This is a genomic window from Streptomyces sp. KPB2, from assembly GCF_003950055.1.
Lineage (GTDB): Bacteria > Actinomycetota > Actinomycetes > Streptomycetales > Streptomycetaceae > Streptomyces > Streptomyces salinarius.
On record NZ_CP034353.1, the window covers coordinates 3,205,849 to 3,220,141 of the forward strand.

Below are 14,293 nucleotides of genomic sequence, written 5' to 3' on the forward strand. Positions count from 1 at the left end.
GCCCGTGCCGCGCGACGGCCGGGGCCTCTCCTGTGGGGGGTGGCGGCCCCGGCCGTTGCCTTGGCCGCCGCGTTCGCCCCCGTGGGGGCTACGGGAGGTCCGGGACCCGTACCGGGGCGCTGCCGCCGGTCTCCACGCCGACGCCTCCTTCACCGACGGTCCCGGCGGCGCCGGTCCCCGCGCCGGTGTCGTCCGCACGGCCGTTCCCCGCTTCGTTCCCGTCGGCGCCGTTCCCGGCGTCGGCCGACGACCCCTGCCCGGTCGGCCGGGCGAGCTGCCCGGTGCAGTAGGCCTCGACGCGGTCCGCGCCGCCCGCCGCCGCGACCAGCCGCTGCCAGACCGTGGCCTCGAGCGCCTTGCCGGTGCCGGCCAGCCGGTCGTAGGCGCGGCAGTGTGCCTCGGTGTCCCGGCCGGTGACGGGGCGGTCCGGCGGCGTGGAGGCACCGGGGGCCGCGGAGGTCCCCGGGGAGGTGGCGCCGCCGGGGGGTGTGGTCGCGTGGCCCGGGGCCGCGGGGTCCGGCGTGGTGACCGGCGGGGTGGCGACCGGCCGGACCGAGGCGTCGTCGGTGGCGGCGGGCGGGCGGCTGCGGTCCGGGCCGCCGTCGTCGGTGGAGCCGCCCCCGCCGATGGCCGCGTAGGCGACGCCGCCCAGGGTGAGACTCGCCAGCAGGACGGAGAGCGCGGTCTTCAGCGAGCGTCCCGGGTGCCGGCCGGTCCGTGGCCGCCAGTCGTCCCGCCGCCGGGTGCGCGCGGCCCGGCCGGGCTCGGCGTCCCGTGCGGCCCGGAAGGCGGCCACGGCGCGCCGCTCGCCCTCGGCGTCGGTGCCCTCCCCGCGCAGCGCCGCGGCGAGCAGCGCCTCCGTGCCGGGGGCGTCGCCGGGGGCGGGCCGGGGGCCGACGTCGCGACCCTCCCCGTGCCGTGCGCCCATGTCCGTCTCCGCTCCCGCTCGCTCCGCCGGGCCGCCGTCCTCGGCGCCCCTCATGTCGACTCCCCCAGCGTCCTGGGACCGTCATCCGTCACACCGTCGGCGCCCAGCTGCCGTGCCAGCCGCTTCAGTCCCCGGTAGGTCGCCGTGCGCACCGCGCCGGGCCGCTTGCCGAGCACGCGGGCGGCGGACGGCCCGTCGAGACCGACGACGACCCGCAGCAGTACGGCCTCGGCCTGGTCCGGCGGCAGTCCCGCGACGAGGTTCAGCGCGGTCCGCGTGGAGAGCGTCTCCAGCGCCTGGTCGTGCGTGGAGTGCGGGCCGGGCAGGTCCAGGACGTCCTGCTCCAGCGCCGTCGGCCGGGGCCGCACCTTCTGGCGGCGCAGGTGGTCCAGGGCCCGGTGCCGGGCGATCGTCGCCGTCCAGCCCCGGAAGCCGGCCCCGTCGCCCCGGAAGCGTCGCAGGTCGCGGGCTATCTCCAGCCACGCGTCCGCCGCCACGTCCTCGGCGTCGTCCCCGACCAGCCCGCGCAGATAGCCCAGCAGGCCCGGCTGCACGAACCGGTAGGCGACCGCGAAGGCGGCCTCGTCACCGTCCTGGGCCCGCGCGACCGCCGCGCCCAGTTCCCCGTCGTGCGCCTGCACGCGGCGGGGTTCCCCTCGCTGGCCCAAGAACCGTCCTCGTCCGTACCGAGTCCTGCGCGCGCTCGGGTGAGCCCGCCCCCCAAGGTCATCAGCGTCCGCGCGCACAGAAGTGTCACAGGGACCGCCGGGAGCCCCGCCGGTCCCGGCCGGGCGTCACGGGCCCGCCGTCGCGTCCCGGCACAGCAGGCGCAGCGACCCGTCACCGGCGAAGCAGCGGCGGGCCTCGTCCATCGGGTCCCACAGGCGGCCGTCCGGCGTACGGACCCAGTGGTCCCCGCCGGTCGTCCACCACTCGCCGCCCGACTGACGCACGATCACCTCACCGGCGTAGGCACCGAGTCCGCGCAGCGCCGTCTCCACGGCGGCGTACGGCGGCCCCTCGCGCCGGATGCCGTCGATCACCCGGTCGACCCGCCACAGGCTCTCGGCCGAGTAGTCCAGGCGCAGCCGGGCGCCCTCGCGCATGGTGGACACCGCGTCCGCCGCCCACCGCACCGGCCTCGCGGCGGCCGCCGGGCGGGGCTGCTGCGTGCTCGTCGGTCCGCTCGCCGATCCGCTGGTCGATCCCCTGGTCACAGTCGTCACATGGGCTAAAGCGTCGCGGGACGGAGTTGCGTCACACACGGGAACCGGCCGTTCCGCAACCGGTACAGGACCGCCCCAGCTCCCCCACGTCCGCCGCACCGCCCCCGCGCGTTCCCCGCACGACGGTCACAGGAGACCGGCGGCGGCGCCCGGGGTCAGCCCCGTCCCCGTGCGCGGCGGGAGACCACCGCGCGCAGCACCCGGCGCCCCTCCGTGGAGACCTCCAGGGCCGGCCGCAGCCCGGCGGCGCCGCGCTCGGCGAGCAGTTCCAGGACGCCGGCCTGGCGGCGCAGTTCGGCGGCGACGAGCGGGGGCAGTCCCCGGGTACCGCCGTCGCGGGGGACGTCGGCCTCCGGGGCGGTGTCCGCCGCGGGGTCGAGGAGCCGGTGGATCCTCAGCGAGGCGACGGAACAGGCATCGGCCCAGGTCCGCATCGCCGGGCCGGAGCACTCGGCCGGCGCGGCCTCCAGCATGCGGCGGGCCAGGACCACGGCCTCGTCCTCGCCGGTGGCGTCGGGGCCGGCGAGCTTGTCCCGCACCTGTGCCAGGCTCGCGGCCCAGTCGGGGCCGGCCTCGGCGCCGGTGTCGTCGGCGAGGGTCGCCCACAGGGGTCTGAGCGCCTCGTCGTCGCCGTCGAGGAGCGGGACGCAACGGTCCAAACAAGCCAGCCCGCTCGCGGCGAGTCCGCGTGCGTCGGCCCGCGCGATCAGTTCCACCAGGCTCATCGGGTGCCTCCCTGTTCCCGCCGCTTCGCCCCGCTCAGCGCCACGGGGCCCGCACTGCCCCTTACTGCGTGCGACGGACCGGGAGTGTCACAGCGGCACGACGCCCAGCCGGTCGAGGAACCGGAAGAAGAGGTTTTCGGCCACCGGACCGGAGTCGGCCCCGAGACCGGGCGCCCCGCCCGCCCCCGCCTCCGCACCCGCACCGGGACCGGGACCGGACCCCGGATCGTCCGCCAGCACCTCGGCCAGCTCCCCGGCGTTCGCGGCGCACCCCGCCTCCGCGGCCCAGGCGACGGCGCGCTCGGCGGCGTCGCGGGGCTCCAGGAAGTAGTCCTCCAGGGTGAGTCCGTCCCGCTCGGCGCCCAGGTACCCGGCCATGGCGGTCCGCGCCAGGCAGGTCGTCCACGCGCCGCTCTCGGGCGCCGCCGCCTCCACGACCACGCAGTCGCTGTCCATCACGTACCCGAACAGCGCGGGCGCGCCGGTCTGCCCGGCCAGGTCGTTCATGTTCCCGACGTCTCCGTCGCCGCCCGGGAACTCCCACACCTGCCACCCGCCCGGCGCGCTCTGGCGCAGCGTCATGTCCCCGGCGCCGGCCAGCGCCTCCAGCTCCGCGAGCGGCCGCTCGGCGCGGCCGACGACGAAGTACCCCCAGTAGCCCATGTCCCGGTCCCCCCGGCGTGTCGGTTCGGCTCGGTCACTCGGTCAAAAGACCACCACAGCCGTACCGGCGTTCGCAGCAGGATCGGCCGATCGGCGCGCCGTCCCGGGCGACGGGCCCGGGGCGGACGGCGTCAGTCGAGGCGGCCCGCCAGCGCCTTGAACTCCGCCCAGGACAGCTCGGGCTCGCCGGCGTCCCACAGCTTCTGCACCGTCGCAGCCAGCGGCAGCCGGATGCCCTCGGCGACCTGGGCCTGGGTCTGGGCGCTCGGGATGTCGCCCCAGACGGCGAAGCTGCCGCCGAGGATCTGGTCGTCGTACTTGGCGTCGACGGGCGTGGTGCCGCGCAGGACGCGCGGGGTCCACTGCTCGTAGATGCGCTGCCCCGTCGGGTAGACGAAGGTCTGCGGCTGCCCGAGCACGTAGTAGAGGAACTCGTCGTTGTAGTTGAGGACCTGGCGGCCCTCCCTCAGGTACTCGGTGGGCGGCCGGGCGCCGATCTCCTTGCCGGTCCAGTAGGCGACCTTGATCTCCTTCAGCGGCTCGACGGACGTGTCCTTGAAGAAGCCGTCGTTCCACGCGCGCGGGGTGCGGTCGTGGGCCATGACCGTCTTGGCGCGGCCGTTGAGCCAGCCGGTGGTGAGGTCGGCGACGGTGCCGTCGGAGCCGTAGGCCTTGCGGGCGGCGGCGGCCAGCGTCGGGTAGGACGCCTCCGGGTTCGGCACCACGAGGGCCTGGTACTCGTCGGCGCCCAGGTGGAACTGCGAGCCGGGGAAGAGGTCGGCGTACTCGTTCAGCAGGTCGTCGACGATCTTCGCGGCCTCCGGCTTGGAGATGTCGATGGCGCCGCGGGTGGGCGTGCCCTGCGCGTTGCGCAGCTGCAGGTCGGGGTGGGCGGCGATCACGGCGCCGAGGTGGCCGGGCGAGTCGATCTCGGGGACGACGGTGATGTGGCGCGAGGAGGCGAGATCGATGATCTCCTTCATCTCGGCCTTGGTGAGATGGTCGTCGGAGACGATCTCGGGGTGCGAGTCGGACTCGATGCGGAAGGCCTGGTCGTCGGAGAAGTGCAGGCCCAGTTCGTTGAACTTGAGGTCGCCCAGCTCGCGTATCCGGTCCTTGATCCAGTCGGCGCTGTAGTGCTTGCGGGCGATGTCGAGCGAGAAGCCCCGCTTCGGTTTGGCCGGCGCGTCCTTCACCACGCCCTCCGGCGCGGTGCCGCCGCCGGCCACCTCCTGCTTCAGGGTGCGGGTGCCGTAGTAGACGCCGGCCTCGGCGGGCCCGGTGACGGTGACGCGGCCGTCGCGCACGGTCATGGTGTACGACTCCGGGTTCGCGCCCTTGTCGGCCTCGACGTCGAGCAGCAGGTCCCCGTCCCGCTCGTCGTCCTTCTCCCCCGCGTACGTCATCCCCAGCTCGCCGGCGATCTGCTTGCCCTCGTCGGCGAGGCCTGCGTCGGCGACGACGACCCGGTCGCCCTTCCCGGGCTGCCAGCCGGGGCCGCGGGCCGCGGTGTGCTCGCGCACGGCGGGTATGGTGCGTGGCTCCTTGGAGAGCGGATAGGACCGGCTGGGACTGGGCGCCGCCGCCTCGCCCGAGCGGGTCGCGGAACCCTCCGCGCCGCCGTCGCCGTCGCCGCCGTCCGTGGCCCACAGGCCGACTCCCACGCCGAGCGCGGCGACCACCGCGCCGGCGATCACGGCCCGCTGTCCCGCCTGGTGTGCCGGTGTCCGGCCTCCGTGCTGGCTCACAGTGCCAACCTAGGGCCGCCGTTGCCGTCATGCGTCCACCACATGTTCTGAAACTCTCCCGTTCGGGTGAAATTCGGGCAGCGGACGGACACGTGTTGCCGTCACTCGATAACGTGACGCCACATCTTTCGCACAATCCCCTGCCGACACACACGTGAAGCCCACGAGGACACACGCTGCCTGCGCACCGTCTCCCAGACCTCCCCCGCCGAGTGGCCATACCGGTACCGGTGCAAACACGCGCCACACCGGCAACGGCCACCCCGCTGGAGCGCTTCAACGCGGCTTCCGCCGAGGAGGCCGCCCAGACCCTCCTCGCCTGCCTGCACAGCCACGCCTGGGCCCACCGCCTCACCGCCCACCGCCCCTATCCGGACCTGTCCGCCCTCCTGGCTGCGGCGGACGAGGCGTCCTACGACCTCTCCCCGGCCGACCTGACCGAGGCCCTGACCGCGGAAACGCTGCCCGCCCTCCCCGAGGACACGTACGCGGCGGCCCACACCGCCCTCAGCGCGGCCCACGCGGCCTACGAGTCCCGTTTCGGACACGTGTTCGTCATCAGCCTGGACGGTCTGTCCCCGGACGAGGCTCTTAACCACGTCCTGGCAGCCATCCGGTCACGTTTGAACAACGAACCGGACGAAGAACGCCTGGTCGCGGCAGAGGAACTCCGGCAACTGGCAAGAACGCGGTTGAGCAACACCCTTTAGGGGCGCGGGGCTGTGACATCAGCGGCTCCGCCGCGGGGCGCGACCAGCCACCCACGACCCGCACCCGGCAAACCACACCAAACCCCACCCTCGTAGCCGCCCCCCGCTCGAACCCGCTGCTCCTTTGAGTGCAACTTTGATCACACAACCAGGCCCCCCGTAAGCACCGCAGGCAACCGTCGCTACCATGCTGGGGGCCGGTGGACCGTACCCGGCCGGGCCCGACCGACAAGGAAAGCCGGCGCGGCCCCAATCCCCGCTCCCGGAGGAAATTTCCGTGCCGGCTGGAACGCTGTACCGCGGCCGGGAAGGAATGTGGTCCTGGGTGGCTCACCGAGTCACCGGCGTCCTCATCTTCTTCTTCCTGTTCGTTCACGTGCTGGACACCGCTCTCGTACGGGTGTCCCCCGAGGCCTACGACACCGTCGTGGCCACGTACAAGACGCCGATCGTCGCGCTGCTGGAGTACGGCCTCGTGGCCGCCATCCTCTTCCACGCGCTCAACGGCCTGCGTGTCATCGCCGTCGACTTCTGGGTCAAGGGCGCCCGCTACCAGAAGCAGATGCTCTGGACCGTCGTCGCCCTGTGGGTCGTGCTGATGCTCGGGGCGATCTACCCCGTCCTCGGCCACGCCGCTCGTGAACTGTTCGGGAGCTGACGCGCATGTCCACCACTGAAACCACCGCCTCCGGCATCGGGCCCGTCGAGGGTGCCGGCGCCTCCGTCTACACCGTGGACAACCCGGCGCCGCTGATCGAGCCGCCCCGCAAGCGGACCAAGAAGTCCCCGAAGTCCACGCGCGGCAACTTCGAGATGGCCGCGTGGCTCTTCATGCGCCTGTCCGGCGTCGTGCTGGTCGTCCTGGTCCTCGGCCACCTGCTGATCCAGCTGGTCCTCGACGGCGGCGTCTCCAAGATCGGCTTCGCCTTCGTGGCGGGCCGCTGGGCCTCGCCGTTCTGGCAGGTCTGGGACCTCCTGATGCTCTGGCTCGCGATGCTGCACGGCGCGAACGGCCTGCGCACGGTCATCAACGACTACGCGGAGCGCGCGAACACCCGCCTGTGGCTCAAGGGCCTGCTCTACACCGCCACGGTGTTCACCATCCTGCTGGGCACGCTGGTGATCTTCACCTTCGACCCGAACATCCGCTAGGCACGGGGCTGCGAAAATCATGAAGGTACACAAGTACGACACCGTCATCGTCGGCGCCGGTGGCGCCGGCATGCGCGCGGCCATCGAGTCGACCAAGCGCAGCCGCACCGCCGTGCTGACGAAGCTCTACCCCACCCGCTCCCACACGGGCGCCGCGCAGGGCGGCATGGCCGCCGCGCTGGCCAACGTGGAGGAGGACAACTGGGAGTGGCACACCTTCGACACGGTCAAGGGCGGTGACTACCTGGTCGACCAGGACGCCGCCGAGATCCTGGCGAAGGAGGCCATCGACTCGGTCCTCGACCTGGAGAAGATGGGCCTGCCGTTCAACCGGACCCCGAACGGCACCATCGACCAGCGCCGCTTCGGCGGTCACAGCCGCAACCACGGCGAGGCCCCGGTCCGCCGGTCCTGCTACGCGGCCGACCGCACCGGTCACATGATCCTCCAGACGCTGTACCAGAACTGCGTCAAGGAGGGCGTGGAGTTCTTCAACGAGTTCTACGTCCTGGACCAGCTGCTCACCGAGGTCGACGGCGTCAAGAAGTCCGCCGGCGTGGTGGCCTACGAGCTGGCGACCGGCGAGATCCACGTCTTCCAGGCGAAGTCCGTGATCTACGCCTCCGGCGGCACCGGCAAGTTCTTCAAGGTGACCTCCAACGCGCACACGCTCACCGGTGACGGCCAGGCGGCCGTGTACCGGCGCGGGCTGCCGCTGGAGGACATGGAGTTCTTCCAGTTCCACCCGACCGGCATCTGGCGCATGGGCATCCTGCTGACGGAGGGCGCCCGCGGTGAGGGCGGCATCCTCCGCAACAAGGACGGCGAGCGCTTCATGGAGAAGTACGCGCCGGTCATGAAGGACCTCGCCTCCCGCGACGTCGTCTCGCGCTCCATCTACACGGAGATCCGCGAGGGCCGCGGCTGCGGTCCCGAGGGCGACCACGTCTACCTGGACCTCACCCACCTCCCGCCGGAGCAGCTGGACGCCAAGCTGCCCGACATCACGGAGTTCGCGCGGACCTACCTCGGCATCGAGCCCTACACGGACCCGATCCCGATCCAGCCGACCGCGCACTACGCCATGGGCGGCATCCCGACCAACGTCGAGGGTGAGGTCCTCGCGGACAACACCACCGTCGTGCCGGGCCTGTACGCGGCCGGCGAGGTCGCCTGCGTGTCGGTGCACGGCGCCAACCGCCTGGGCACCAACTCGCTGCTCGACATCAACGTCTTCGGCCGCCGCGCGGGCATCGCCGCCGCGGAGTACGCACAGAAGGCGGACTTCGTCGAGCTGCCCGAGGACCCGGAGTCCCTGGTCGTCGAGCAGATCGAGCGGCTGCGCTCGTCCACCGGCACCGAGCGGGTGGCGACGATCCGCCGCGAGCTCCAGGAGTGCATGGACGCCAACGTCATGGTGTTCCGCACCGAGCAGACGATCAAGACGGCCGTCGAGAAGATCGCCGAGCTGCGCGCCCGCTACAAGAACGTGTCAATCCAGGACAAGGGCCGGCGTTTCAACACCGACCTGCTGGAGGCCGTCGAGCTGGGCAACCTGCTGGACCTGGCCGAGGTGATGGCGGTGTCCGCCCTCGCCCGCAAGGAGTCGCGCGGCGGTCACTACCGCGAGGACTTCCCCAACCGCGACGACGTCAACTTCATGCGCCACACCATGGCGTACCGCGAGGTGGGCGACGACGGCGCCGAGTCCATCCGGCTCGACTACAAGCCGGTCGTCCAGACCCGCTACCAGCCGATGGAGCGTAAGTACTGATGGCTACCCCTGTCATGGAGAAGAACGACTCGGCCCCCGAGCCCGGGTTCGCCGACTCCCCGTACATCACGGTCACCTTCCGCGTCCGGCGGTTCAACCCGGAGGTCGCGGCCGAGGCGACCTGGGAAGACTTCCAGCTGGAGATCGACCCGAAGGAGCGTGTCCTCGACGCGCTGCACAAGATCAAGTGGGATCTGGACGGAAGCCTGACCTTCCGCCGCTCCTGCGCACACGGCATCTGCGGCTCGGACGCCATGCGGATCAACGGCAAGAACCGCCTCGCCTGCAAGACGCTGATCAAGGACCTCAGCCCCGAGAAGCCGATCACGGTCGAGCCCATCAAGGGCCTGACGGTCCTCAAGGACCTGGTCGTCGACATGGAGCCGTTCTTCCAGGCGTACCGGGACGTGATGCCCTTCCTGATCACGAAGGACACCAACGAGCCGACGCGTGAGCGACTCCAGACCGCCGAGGACCGCGAGCGCTTCGACGACACGACCAAGTGCATCCTGTGCGCCGCCTGCACGTCCTCGTGCCCGGTGTTCTGGAACGACGGCCAGTACTTCGGCCCGGCCGCGATCGTCAACGCCCACCGCTTCATCTTCGACTCGCGCGACGAGGCCGGCGAGCAGCGGCTGGAGATCCTGAACGACCGCGACGGCGTCTGGCGCTGCCGCACGACCTTCAACTGCACGGACGCCTGCCCGCGCGGCATCGAGGTCACCAAGGCCATCGCGGAGGTGAAGCGAGCGCTGATCACGCGCCGCTTCTGACTCCGTCGGTGTACGCCAGTTGACGGCTGTGAGGGCCCCGTTTCCCCTGGAAGCGGGGCCCTCTGGCATATGCCACACCATCGGGTGAACCCGTCGGCAACGGGCCGTACGGCTACCCTCCGTCCTACGATGATGGCCTCGACACCAGCCCCTAGGAGGCACGCGATGTCCGCAGCATCCGTCGAGCTGCCCCACGGCGACCTTCCGCTGATCGCGGAGGCAAACCGCATCATGGAGCGCAATCCGGGCTACCGCGTCGAGATCATCGGAGGCCAGCTCGTCGTGACCCCGCCACCGGACGTTCCGCACTCGCGGGCCCTGACCAAACTCATGCGCCCGTTCATCGCCGCAGGCCTTGACGACGGCGAAACCGAGGTGCACCAGGGCATCGGCCTCTGGCTTCCCATGGACGCCGAGGACTACGCGATTCCCGACCTGGCGATCGTGGACGCCGACGTCGACGACCACCTCGTCGAGAACAACTGCTACGACCCGGTCTGCTTCCGTCTCGTCCTGGAGGTCACCTCCAGCAACTGGAGGAACGACCTCAAGGCCAAGGTCACCGCCTACGCCGCCGCCATGGTCCCCGTCTACGTGATCGTCGACCGCAAGCACCAGCGCCTCCACGTCCTGACCGACCCGGACTGCGCCGACTACTCCACCCACCGCGTCCACTCCCCGGGCGAGTCCGTCACCCTCCCCGACTCTCTCGGTGCCGAGGTCACGCTGGACGTCGCCGCGATCCTTGCCGCCGGACGGACGAAGAGCACGCCCGACGAGGGCTGACAATCAGCCGTTCCGGGCGACGATCGTCCTAGCCTGACGCCATGTCAGATGACGAGTCGTACGAACTGCTCGGGTTCGACAACGTACTGCTGCCCGTCGGGGACCTCGGTGAGGCCGTCGGGTTCTACGAGCGGGCCGGGTTCCCGGTCGCCTACCGGCTCGACGAGGCCGGGATCGCGCTGCTGAAGGTCGGCGCCGAGACGCCGGGGCTGTTGCTGCGGGTGGAGGAGGAGTTCGGCCGGCAGCCGCCGCTGTGGCCCTCCGCGCGGGTGTGGCTGGAGGTCACCGACGCCCGTCTGGCCGCCCGGACGCTGCGCGAGGCCGGGGTGCCGCCGCTCGACGAGCCGTTCCCCGTGGCCACCGGCTGGACCGTCGAGTTCGCCGACCCGTGGGGCAACGTCATCGGCCTCACCGACTACTCCAAGCGCCCGGAGCTGGGCCGCCGCCCCTGAGCGGAATTCCCGCTTGAACGTGTTCAAAAACAGGTCTACAGTCAGTCCTGTCAGCGTTTTGAACGCGTTCAAGAAGGGGTGGGGCATGGACCGCACCGTCATCGCCTACGTCATCTACCTGGTCGTCAGCATCGGCCTGACCGTCTGGGTGGCCCGCACGCTCAGCCGCAACGGACGGGTCTTCCTCGCCGACGTCCTGCACGGCAACGAGAAGCTCGCCGACGCCGTCAACCACCTCTTGGTGGTCGGCTTCTACCTGGTCAACCTCGGCTTCGTCGCCCTCTACCTGAGCGGCGACGACACGATCGCCGACACCCGCGGCATCTTCGAGGCGCTCTCGACCAAGCTCGGCGTGGTGCTGCTGGTGCTCGGCGTGATGCACCTGGGCAACGTGTACGTCCTGAACAAGATCCGGCGCCGCGGGATGATGGAGCGGGAGCAGCTGCCCCCGGTCCCGCCGCAGGGCTGGGTGGCCCCGACGACCGGGGCCTGAACCGATGGCTCCCGCTCCCGGGACGACGGCCGGCGCCCCCGTGCGCCGGCTCACCGTCCTCTACGACGCCGAATGCGCCCTGTGCACCCACGTACGGGACTGGCTGCTGCGCCAGCCCCGGCTGGTGCCGCTGGAGCTGGTCCCGGCCGCGTCGGAGGAGGCGCGCAGGCGCTTCCCCGGGCTCGACCACGGGGCCACCCTCGACGAGGTCACCGCCGTGGGCGACGCCGGGCAGGTCTACCGGGGCGCCGCCGCCTGGGTCGTCGTCCTGTGGGCGCTGCGCCGCTACCGCAGGCTCGCCCACCGGCTCAGCACGCCCAAGGGCGCCTGGCTGGCCCGGGGGGCCGTCCTGGCCGCCGCCAAGTGGCGGGGCGGGCAGCGGCAGTGGGGCGGCAACGGGTACCGGCGGGCCGACGGCTGGGTGTACGAGCCGGGGCTCGGGTGGATCTACGCCGGGCCGGGCTGTGACGACGGCGCCTGCGCCACTGGATAGGCTCTGGACCCGTGCCTGCGACCCACGACGGCGCCGACGACGGTGCCCACCTCAGCAAGTCCGAGCAGACCCGCGCGCTGATCCTGGAGACGGCCATGCGGCTGTTCCAGGAACGCGGCTACGACCGGACCACGATGCGGGCCATCGCCCAGGAGGCCGGGGTCTCCGTCGGCAACGCGTACTACTACTTCGCCGGCAAGGAACACCTGATCCAGGGCTTCTACGACCGGATCGCCGCCGAGCACCGGGCGGCGGTCCGCGAGGTCCTGGCCCGGGAGACCGACCTGGAGGCGCGGCTGGCGGGCGTGCTGAAGGTCTGGCTGGACATCGCCACGCCGTACCACGAGTTCGCGGTGCAGTTCTTCAAGAACGCCGCCGACCCGGACAGCCCGCTCAGCCCCTTCTCCCCGGAGTCGGAGCACGCGCGCGTGGAGGCCATCGGCATCCACCGCGCGGTGCTCGCCGGGGCGAAGACCAAGGTGCCCGAGGAGCTGCGGGACATCCTGCCCGAGCTGATGTGGCTGTCCCAGATGGGCCTCGTCCTGTACTGGATCTTCGACCGCACCGAGGGCCGCGAGCGCAGCTACCGCCTCGCCGAGCGCGGCGCCCGGCTCACCGCGCGGGGCGTCGTGCTGGCCCGTTTCCGGGTGCTGCGTCCGCTGGTGCGCGAGGTGCACGAGCTGTTCACGGACTTCCTGCCGGGGATGACGAGGGTGATGCCGGACCCCGCGAAGAAGCCGGCGCGGGATGCCGGTCCTCAGGCCTGACGGGACGCCAGCTCGATCACCGTGATGTCCGAGGGCGCCCCCACGCGCGTGGGCGGGCCCCAGGCGCCCGCGCCGCGGCTGACGTAGAGCTGGGTGTCGCCGTAGCGCTCCAGGCCGGCCAGCGTCGGGTTGGCGGCGCCGGCGATGAGGTTGCCGGGCCAGAGCTGGCCGCCGTGGGTGTGGCCGGAGAGCTGGAGGTCGACACCGTGGTCGACGGCGTCGTGGATCTGCACCGGCTGGTGGGCGAGGAGCACGCAGGCGCGGGAGCGGTCCCGGTCGCCGAGGGCCCTGTCGTAGTCGGGGCCCTGGCCCTCGTCCTCGCCCGCCACGTCGTTGACGCCGGCCAGGTCGAAGTGGGGCAGCTCGGTGCGGGCGTTCTCCAGCGGGAGCAGCCCGAGCCGCCGCACCTCGGCGACCCACTGCTCGGCGCCGGAGAAGTACTCGTGGTTGCCGGTGACGAAGTACGCGCCGTGCCGTGCCTTCAGCCGGGCCAGCGGGGCGGCGGCCGGGCCGAGGTCCTTCACGCTGCCGTCGACCAGGTCGCCGACGACTGCGATCAGGTCGGGCTGCGTGGAGTTGATGGTGTCGACGACCTTCTGCGCGAAGCCCCGGCCGAGCACCGGCCCCAGGTGGATGTCGCTGACGACGGCGATGCGGAAACCGTGCGCCGCGCGCGGGAGCTTGGCCAGCGGCACGGTGACGCGCTTCACGCCCGGGCCGTTCAGCACGCCGTACGTGCCGTAGCCGACCGTGCCGACGGCCGCCGCGGCGGCGGCGCCCGCGACGACGCGGGAGACGAAGAGGCGGCGGGAGGGGACGGCCAGGGGGCTCGGGGGCGCCTCGTCGGCCCCCGGGCCCGGTGTCCCGGGCGTCCCGGACGCCCCGGGCTCCTCGGGCTGCTCCTCCGGCGGGGCCGTCCCTGCCGGTATGCGCTCCGTGTCCGCGACCGGGGACGCGGCGGGCTGCTCCGCGCCCTGCGGGCGCCGTGCGGCCGCCCTGCGCTCCAGGTACCGCCGCAGCAGCGGCCGGACGACCTCGCCCGCGAGCACCGCGAGCAGCAGGTAGATCGACAGGGCCAGCCACAGGAAGCCGGGCCAGGCCAGCACCCGCTGGAGCCAGAACGGGGCGCCCGCGCGCTCGGCGACCAGCGCGCCGACGGCCAGCAGCCAGCCCCCGGCGATCACCGCTGCGCCGATCCGGCGCACCGGGCCCGGGGCGCTGGTCGTGTCGCGGAACAGGCGCCGCCACAGGTACCAGTTGGCCGTCACGAGGACGCCCACCATCAGCAACGCGACCAGCACGAAGACGACCACCATGCCGTCGTATCCCCTCGGTTGTGACGTCCTCGACGCCTATGACGTTCGGCGCAGTGCGCGCACGCCGCGCAACCCGATGACTCCGACGACCGTCCCCAATACGAAGGAGACGATCGCGAGCAGCAGGTGCACCCAGAAGTACGCCGTGGGGTCGCCGTCCTCGAAGGCGAGCCCGCTGCCGTCCTTGACCAGGTTTTTGACGAAAGTGATCCAGATGATCCAGCTCCACACCCCGAAAGCGAGCAGGAACCAGGAGACGGGGCGGCTGAGCTTCATGCGTCAAGTAT

Annotated in this window: 18 protein-coding genes; 10 read left to right on the forward strand and 8 right to left on the reverse strand. The window is 72.1% G+C overall.

Annotated elements, in window-relative coordinates; translation table 11 throughout:
* Nucleotides 1-88 precede the first annotated feature (88 nt).
* The 6 genes from D1J63_RS13905 to D1J63_RS13930 all read right to left on the reverse strand — a co-directional run bounded on the left by D1J63_RS13905 (nt 89) and on the right by D1J63_RS13930 (nt 5,239).
* Nucleotides 89-982 (reverse strand): hypothetical protein, encoded by an 894-nt coding sequence (locus D1J63_RS13905; protein ID WP_125629119.1) that lies wholly within the window; start codon nt 980-982, stop codon nt 89-91.
* Nucleotides 979-1,596 (reverse strand): RNA polymerase sigma factor, encoded by a 618-nt coding sequence (locus D1J63_RS13910; protein WP_164411690.1) that lies wholly within the window; start codon nt 1,594-1,596, stop codon nt 979-981. The genes D1J63_RS13905 and D1J63_RS13910 overlap by 4 nt, the downstream gene beginning before the upstream one ends.
* Before the next feature lie 126 nt (nt 1,597-1,722).
* The gene (locus tag D1J63_RS13915) at nt 1,723-2,145 is read right to left on the reverse strand and encodes a hypothetical protein (RefSeq protein WP_102931455.1); all 423 of its coding nucleotides are present in this window, start codon (nt 2,143-2,145) and stop codon (nt 1,723-1,725) included.
* A 164-nt stretch (nt 2,146-2,309) separates the two neighbouring features.
* A complete protein-coding gene (locus tag D1J63_RS13920; RefSeq protein ID WP_125629120.1) occupies nt 2,310-2,879 on the reverse strand; it encodes a hypothetical protein in 570 nt (189 codons plus the stop codon).
* Between the two features lie 87 nt (nt 2,880-2,966).
* A complete protein-coding gene (locus D1J63_RS13925; protein WP_125629121.1) occupies nt 2,967-3,542 on the reverse strand; it encodes a hypothetical protein in 576 nt (191 codons plus the stop codon).
* A gap of 131 nt (nt 3,543-3,673) precedes the next feature.
* On the reverse strand, nt 3,674-5,239 hold the full coding sequence (locus D1J63_RS13930) for a glycoside hydrolase family 20 protein (RefSeq protein WP_125635455.1): 1,566 nt from the start codon (nt 5,237-5,239) through the stop codon (nt 3,674-3,676).
* Nucleotides 5,240-5,466: 227 nt separating this feature from the next.
* Here D1J63_RS13930 and D1J63_RS13935 point away from each other — a divergent pair, with 227 nt between their 5' ends.
* From D1J63_RS13935 to D1J63_RS13980, 10 genes are all read left to right on the forward strand, one after another.
* Nucleotides 5,467-6,000: a 2-oxo-4-hydroxy-4-carboxy-5-ureidoimidazoline decarboxylase gene (locus D1J63_RS13935; RefSeq protein WP_241235695.1), complete on the forward strand. Its 534-nt coding sequence runs from the start codon at nt 5,467-5,469 to the stop codon at nt 5,998-6,000.
* Nucleotides 6,001-6,277: 277 nt separating this feature from the next.
* Nucleotides 6,278-6,658: a succinate dehydrogenase, cytochrome b556 subunit gene (sdhC, locus tag D1J63_RS13940; protein WP_003974113.1), complete on the forward strand. Its 381-nt coding sequence runs from the start codon at nt 6,278-6,280 to the stop codon at nt 6,656-6,658.
* A 5-nt stretch (nt 6,659-6,663) separates the two neighbouring features.
* Complete coding sequence (locus D1J63_RS13945; protein ID WP_102931451.1) at nt 6,664-7,152, forward strand: succinate dehydrogenase hydrophobic membrane anchor subunit; 489 nt, start codon at nt 6,664-6,666, stop codon at nt 7,150-7,152.
* Between the two features lie 19 nt (nt 7,153-7,171).
* Complete coding sequence (gene sdhA / locus D1J63_RS13950; RefSeq protein ID WP_125629123.1) at nt 7,172-8,926, forward strand: succinate dehydrogenase flavoprotein subunit; 1,755 nt, start codon at nt 7,172-7,174, stop codon at nt 8,924-8,926.
* On the forward strand, nt 8,926-9,699 hold the full coding sequence (locus tag D1J63_RS13955) for a succinate dehydrogenase iron-sulfur subunit (protein WP_007444152.1): 774 nt from the start codon (nt 8,926-8,928) through the stop codon (nt 9,697-9,699). The genes sdhA and D1J63_RS13955 overlap by 1 nt, the downstream gene beginning before the upstream one ends.
* A 165-nt stretch (nt 9,700-9,864) precedes the next feature.
* Nucleotides 9,865-10,485 carry a Uma2 family endonuclease gene (locus D1J63_RS13960; RefSeq protein ID WP_125629124.1) on the forward strand — a complete coding sequence of 207 codons (621 nt, stop codon included), beginning with the start codon at nt 9,865-9,867 and terminating at the stop codon, nt 10,483-10,485.
* A 41-nt stretch (nt 10,486-10,526) separates the two neighbouring features.
* Entirely contained in the window at nt 10,527-10,937 is a 411-nt protein-coding gene (locus tag D1J63_RS13965) for a VOC family protein (RefSeq protein WP_125629125.1), read from the forward strand.
* 85 nt (nt 10,938-11,022) lie between these two features.
* Nucleotides 11,023-11,430: a hypothetical protein gene (locus tag D1J63_RS13970; protein ID WP_125629126.1), complete on the forward strand. Its 408-nt coding sequence runs from the start codon at nt 11,023-11,025 to the stop codon at nt 11,428-11,430.
* Between the two features lie 4 nt (nt 11,431-11,434).
* Nucleotides 11,435-11,923 carry a DUF393 domain-containing protein gene (locus tag D1J63_RS13975; protein ID WP_125629127.1) on the forward strand — a complete coding sequence of 163 codons (489 nt, stop codon included), beginning with the start codon at nt 11,435-11,437 and terminating at the stop codon, nt 11,921-11,923.
* A gap of 11 nt (nt 11,924-11,934) precedes the next feature.
* The gene (locus D1J63_RS13980) at nt 11,935-12,690 is read left to right on the forward strand and encodes a TetR family transcriptional regulator (RefSeq protein WP_125629128.1); all 756 of its coding nucleotides are present in this window, start codon (nt 11,935-11,937) and stop codon (nt 12,688-12,690) included.
* Here the strand turns inward: D1J63_RS13980 and D1J63_RS13985 are convergent.
* Together D1J63_RS13985 and D1J63_RS13990 are read right to left on the reverse strand one after the other, a co-directional pair.
* A complete protein-coding gene (locus D1J63_RS13985) occupies nt 12,681-14,006 on the reverse strand; it encodes a metallophosphoesterase (protein WP_125629129.1) in 1,326 nt (441 codons plus the stop codon). The genes D1J63_RS13980 and D1J63_RS13985 overlap by 10 nt on opposite strands.
* A 36-nt stretch (nt 14,007-14,042) precedes the next feature.
* On the reverse strand, nt 14,043-14,282 hold the full coding sequence (locus D1J63_RS13990; RefSeq protein ID WP_003974124.1) for a hypothetical protein: 240 nt from the start codon (nt 14,280-14,282) through the stop codon (nt 14,043-14,045).
* Nucleotides 14,283-14,293: the final 11 nt, after the last annotated feature.

What these genes read in the sequence shown, in the direction of transcription:
- D1J63_RS13905 (WP_125629119.1), bottom strand. Translation starts at nt 982, where the DNA reads ATGAGGGGCGCCGAGGACGGCGGCCCGGCGGAGCGAGCGGGAGCGGAG.
- D1J63_RS13920 (WP_125629120.1), bottom strand. Translation starts at nt 2,879, where the DNA reads ATGAGCCTGGTGGAACTGATCGCGCGGGCCGACGCACGCGGACTCGCC.
- D1J63_RS13925 (WP_125629121.1), bottom strand. Translation starts at nt 3,542, where the DNA reads ATGGGCTACTGGGGGTACTTCGTCGTCGGCCGCGCCGAGCGGCCGCTC.
- D1J63_RS13945 (WP_102931451.1), top strand. Translation starts at nt 6,664, where the DNA reads ATGTCCACCACTGAAACCACCGCCTCCGGCATCGGGCCCGTCGAGGGT.
- sdhA (WP_125629123.1), top strand. Translation starts at nt 7,172, where the DNA reads ATGAAGGTACACAAGTACGACACCGTCATCGTCGGCGCCGGTGGCGCC.
- D1J63_RS13955 (WP_007444152.1), top strand. Translation starts at nt 8,926, where the DNA reads ATGGCTACCCCTGTCATGGAGAAGAACGACTCGGCCCCCGAGCCCGGG.
- D1J63_RS13960 (WP_125629124.1), top strand. Translation starts at nt 9,865, where the DNA reads ATGTCCGCAGCATCCGTCGAGCTGCCCCACGGCGACCTTCCGCTGATC.
- D1J63_RS13965 (WP_125629125.1), top strand. Translation starts at nt 10,527, where the DNA reads ATGTCAGATGACGAGTCGTACGAACTGCTCGGGTTCGACAACGTACTG.
- D1J63_RS13970 (WP_125629126.1), top strand. Translation starts at nt 11,023, where the DNA reads ATGGACCGCACCGTCATCGCCTACGTCATCTACCTGGTCGTCAGCATC.
- D1J63_RS13975 (WP_125629127.1), top strand. Translation starts at nt 11,435, where the DNA reads ATGGCTCCCGCTCCCGGGACGACGGCCGGCGCCCCCGTGCGCCGGCTC.
- D1J63_RS13985 (WP_125629129.1), bottom strand. Translation starts at nt 14,006, where the DNA reads ATGGTGGTCGTCTTCGTGCTGGTCGCGTTGCTGATGGTGGGCGTCCTC.
- D1J63_RS13990 (WP_003974124.1), bottom strand. Translation starts at nt 14,282, where the DNA reads ATGAAGCTCAGCCGCCCCGTCTCCTGGTTCCTGCTCGCTTTCGGGGTG.